At 37.3% G+C, this 3,388-nt stretch carries 2 protein-coding genes, 1 pseudogene and 1 riboswitch; all 3 genes and pseudogenes read right to left on the bottom strand.

Annotation, left to right across the window (positions count from 1 at the left end; all coding sequences use genetic code 11):
• Positions 1–1,437 (bottom strand): annotated as a pseudogene (locus Q5O73_RS10380) (DNA-directed RNA polymerase subunit beta); the annotation flags it as partial.
• A gap of 236 nt (positions 1,438–1,673) precedes the next feature.
• Positions 1,674–3,089, bottom strand: coding sequence for a sodium:alanine symporter family protein (locus tag Q5O73_RS10375; RefSeq protein WP_118589403.1), 1,416 nt, complete (start codon positions 3,087–3,089; stop codon positions 1,674–1,676).
• Positions 3,089–3,194, bottom strand: a riboswitch (glycine riboswitch). (Overlaps the previous gene by 1 nt.)
• A gap of 86 nt (positions 3,195–3,280) precedes the next feature.
• Positions 3,281–3,388: ribosomal protein L7/L12 (locus Q5O73_RS10370; protein ID WP_302669647.1), on the bottom strand; the 108-nt coding region annotated here is incomplete at its 5' end.

Raw genomic sequence — 3,388 nt, 5'->3', positions numbered from 1 at the left:
CTGTACGGGCTTAATATTGATCAGTACCTGCGGAGATACATCATCAGAATCATGAGTTGTCATTCTTTCACGAACAACTCTTTCCATTCTTGAAAGACCTATTCTATACTGGTTCTGAAGTAACTCGCCAACTGCACGGATACGTCTGTTTCCTAAGTGGTCAATATCATCAGATGTACCAATACCATACTCTAAGTTGAGTAAGTAGTTAATAGAAGCAAGAATATCTTCCTTAGTAATGTGCTTTGGAACTAATTCATGAGCACGTCTCTTAATGGCATCCTTTAAATCTTCTTCTGAATCATTTTCTTCAAGGATTTCTGCCAAAACAGGATAATATACATCTTCTAAAATTCCAAGACTCTTGCAGTCAAAGTCAACATAGGCATTAATATCTACTGCAAGGTTTGAAAGTATCTTTTCATTCTTAACATCTGTCTGAATCATAACAGATGGAATTGCAGCATTCTGAATCTTTACAGCTAAATCCTTTGTAACTGTAGTTCCTGCTTCCGCAATAACCTCACCTGTAGTCATGTCTATAACATCCTCTGCTAATACATGACCTGTGATACGATTCTTAAATGCTAATTTTTTGTTATATTTATAACGTCCTACTCTTGCAAGATCATATCTCTTTGCGTCAAAGAACATTCCTGTAATAATTGATTCCGCACTGTCAACACTTAAAGGCTCGCCCGGACGGATTTTCTTGTATAACTCAAGAAGTCCGCTCTCGTAATCGTCACTCTGGTCTTTTTCAAATGTAGCAGTAAGTTTCTCTTCTTCACCAAATAATTCAGTGATTTCTGCATTTGTTCCAACACCTAAAGCTCTAATAAGAACTGTAACCGGTACTTTTCTTGTTCTGTCAACACGAACATAAAATACATCATTAGAATCTGTTTCATATTCTAACCATGCACCACGGTTAGGAATAACCTGTGAAGTATATAATTCCTTACCAACCTTATCATGTCCGATAACATAATAGATACCAGGTGAACGCACCAGCTGACTTACGATAACACGCTCAGCACCATTGATTACAAATGTACCTGTTGCTGTCATAAGAGGTAAATCTCCCATGAAAATCTCGTGTTCTGTAAATTCTCCGGTTTCCTTATTATGAAGTCTTACTTTTACCTTCAAAGGTGCAGCATATGTTGCATCTCTTTCCTTACATTCCTCGATTGTGTATTTCTTTTCATCTTCACACAATTTGAAATCAACAAATTCGAGGCTTAAGCTCTGTCCGTAATCTTCAATTGGAGAAATATCATCTAATACTTCTCTAAGACCTGATGTCAGGAACCATTCATATGAATCTCTCTGAACTTCAATAAGGTTAGGCATTTCAAGCACTTCTTTTTGTCTGGAATAGCTCATTCTGATGCCTTTTCCCGCTTTTACAGGACGAATTCTGTTCTTTTCCATCGACGTTTCACTCCTTGTCTTTATTTTGTTAATTAATTAGCTACATAAACTTTATTTTATTAGTTTTTAAGGCGTTTTCTTAGTAAAAAACTGCCATTTTTGCTCTTAAAAGGGCGCACTAACCCCCTTGTATGCGCGTAGCAAATTTTACTATACCACTAAATGTAAAAAGAGTCAACCGTTTAAAAACAATTGACTCTTTTCATGTATAATATTTTAATTTTGTTTAATGTTAATTATAATTCTTTATTCTTTTTAAGGTACTCACGGGTATCCTTTGCCACTACACCACCTAATGCAAACAAAGCAATTATGTTTGGAATTGCCATAAGTCCGTTAAAGATATCAGCTATAGTCCAAACTGCTGCAACTGTCATATAAGGTCCAATGAATACTGCCAAAATATAAAGCCATCTGTAAACCTTTACAGCACCTTTGCTTCCATTAAAGAGATATTCAAGACATCTCTCACCATAATAATTCCATCCAAGAATAGTAGTAAAAGCAAAGAACACAAGACAAATCATTAATATAAATGATGCCACATCTCCCGGAAGGAAATATAATCCCTTCTGCCATGCTGCAGTTGTAACCTGAACGCCTTCAAGACTCTTATCTGCCCATGTTCCCATCATTACAATTGATAAACCTGTCATTGTACAAATAATTATTGTATCAATAAATGTACCTGTCATTGAAACAAGTCCCTGTCTTACAGGTTCCTTAGTCTGAGCTGCTGCAGCTGCTATAGGTGCAGAACCAAGTCCTGACTCATTGGAGAAAATACCTCTTGCAACACCTTTTTGCATTGCAATTGCAATCGAGGCAAGAACACCACCTGCAACGGGTTTAACGCCAAATGCTCCTTCAAATATTTCAACAAAAGCTCCCGGAACATTTTCAATATTAGCTATAATAAGTACCAAAGCTGCAACTACATAAATAACTGCCATAAACGGAACAATTATCTGTGATACACTGGCAATTCTCTTAATGCCGCCAATTACCACCAAGCCTACACAAAGTGCAAGAATTACTGCCGAAACAACAATTGCATATGAATATTCAGCTCCAAATATGCTTACAGTATGTGCCTTATTAGGATCAAAAAATCCCTGTACGGCTGATGCAATACCCTGAACCTGTGTAAATGTACCTATACCAAACAAACCTACACACGCCCCAAAGAAAGCAAAGATTTTTCCAAGCCATCTCCAATTACGCCCCATACCGTTTTCAATGTAATAAAATGGTCCGCCAAGCACATGACCATCTTCGTCTATCTTTCTATACTTTACTGCAAGAAATCCTTCAGAGTACTTTGTTGCCATTCCAAAGAAGGCTGCCAACCACATCCAGAATAAAGCTCCCGGTCCACCGGCAAGAACGCCAATAGCTGTGGCTACACCTACGATATTTCCTGTTCCAATAGTTGCTGAAAGTGCTGTACACAATGCCCCAAAGCTTGTAACTTCACCTTCACCTTCCTCTTCGTTTTTAACCATAAATCTAAGAGCTTTAGGTAAATGTATTACCTGTATAAGTCTCAAACGAAAAGTAAGGTAGATACCTGCTGATAAAATGAGTACGATAAGCGGTACTCCCCAAACAAAGTTATCTACCTGACCTAAAAACTCTGTAAACTGTTTCATTTTTTCCTCCTGTCCTTTTGCCTGAGAGATCGACTGTACTTCCAGTCTTACACCTTCGGCGCCTGAGTCAGCTATAAGCCATCAGACCTCTCCAGTTATTTTTTCTCAATATTATCAATAGAATATATTTTCAAAAGAAAACAGACATTATGTATTAAATACAAATGCCTGTCTCCATTTAAACAAATTAATTATTTAAGAGTTACTGTTGCTCCAACTTCTTCTAACTGCTTCTTAAGAGCTTCAGCTTCTTCCTTAGAAATTCCTTCCTTAACAACCTTAGGTGCTCCGTCAACAAC

The sequence above is a fragment of the Eubacterium sp. AF15-50 genome (assembly GCF_934835595.1).
In the GTDB taxonomy this organism is placed as follows: domain Bacteria; phylum Bacillota; class Clostridia; order Lachnospirales; family Lachnospiraceae; genus Eubacterium_G; species Eubacterium_G segne.
The sequence above is the reverse complement of the archived record's forward strand: the minus strand, read 5'-3'. Positions and strand labels throughout refer to the sequence as shown.

What these genes read in the sequence shown, in the direction of transcription:
- Q5O73_RS10375 (WP_118589403.1), bottom strand. Translation starts at nt 3,089, where the DNA reads ATGAAACAGTTTACAGAGTTTTTAGGTCAGGTAGATAACTTTGTTTGG.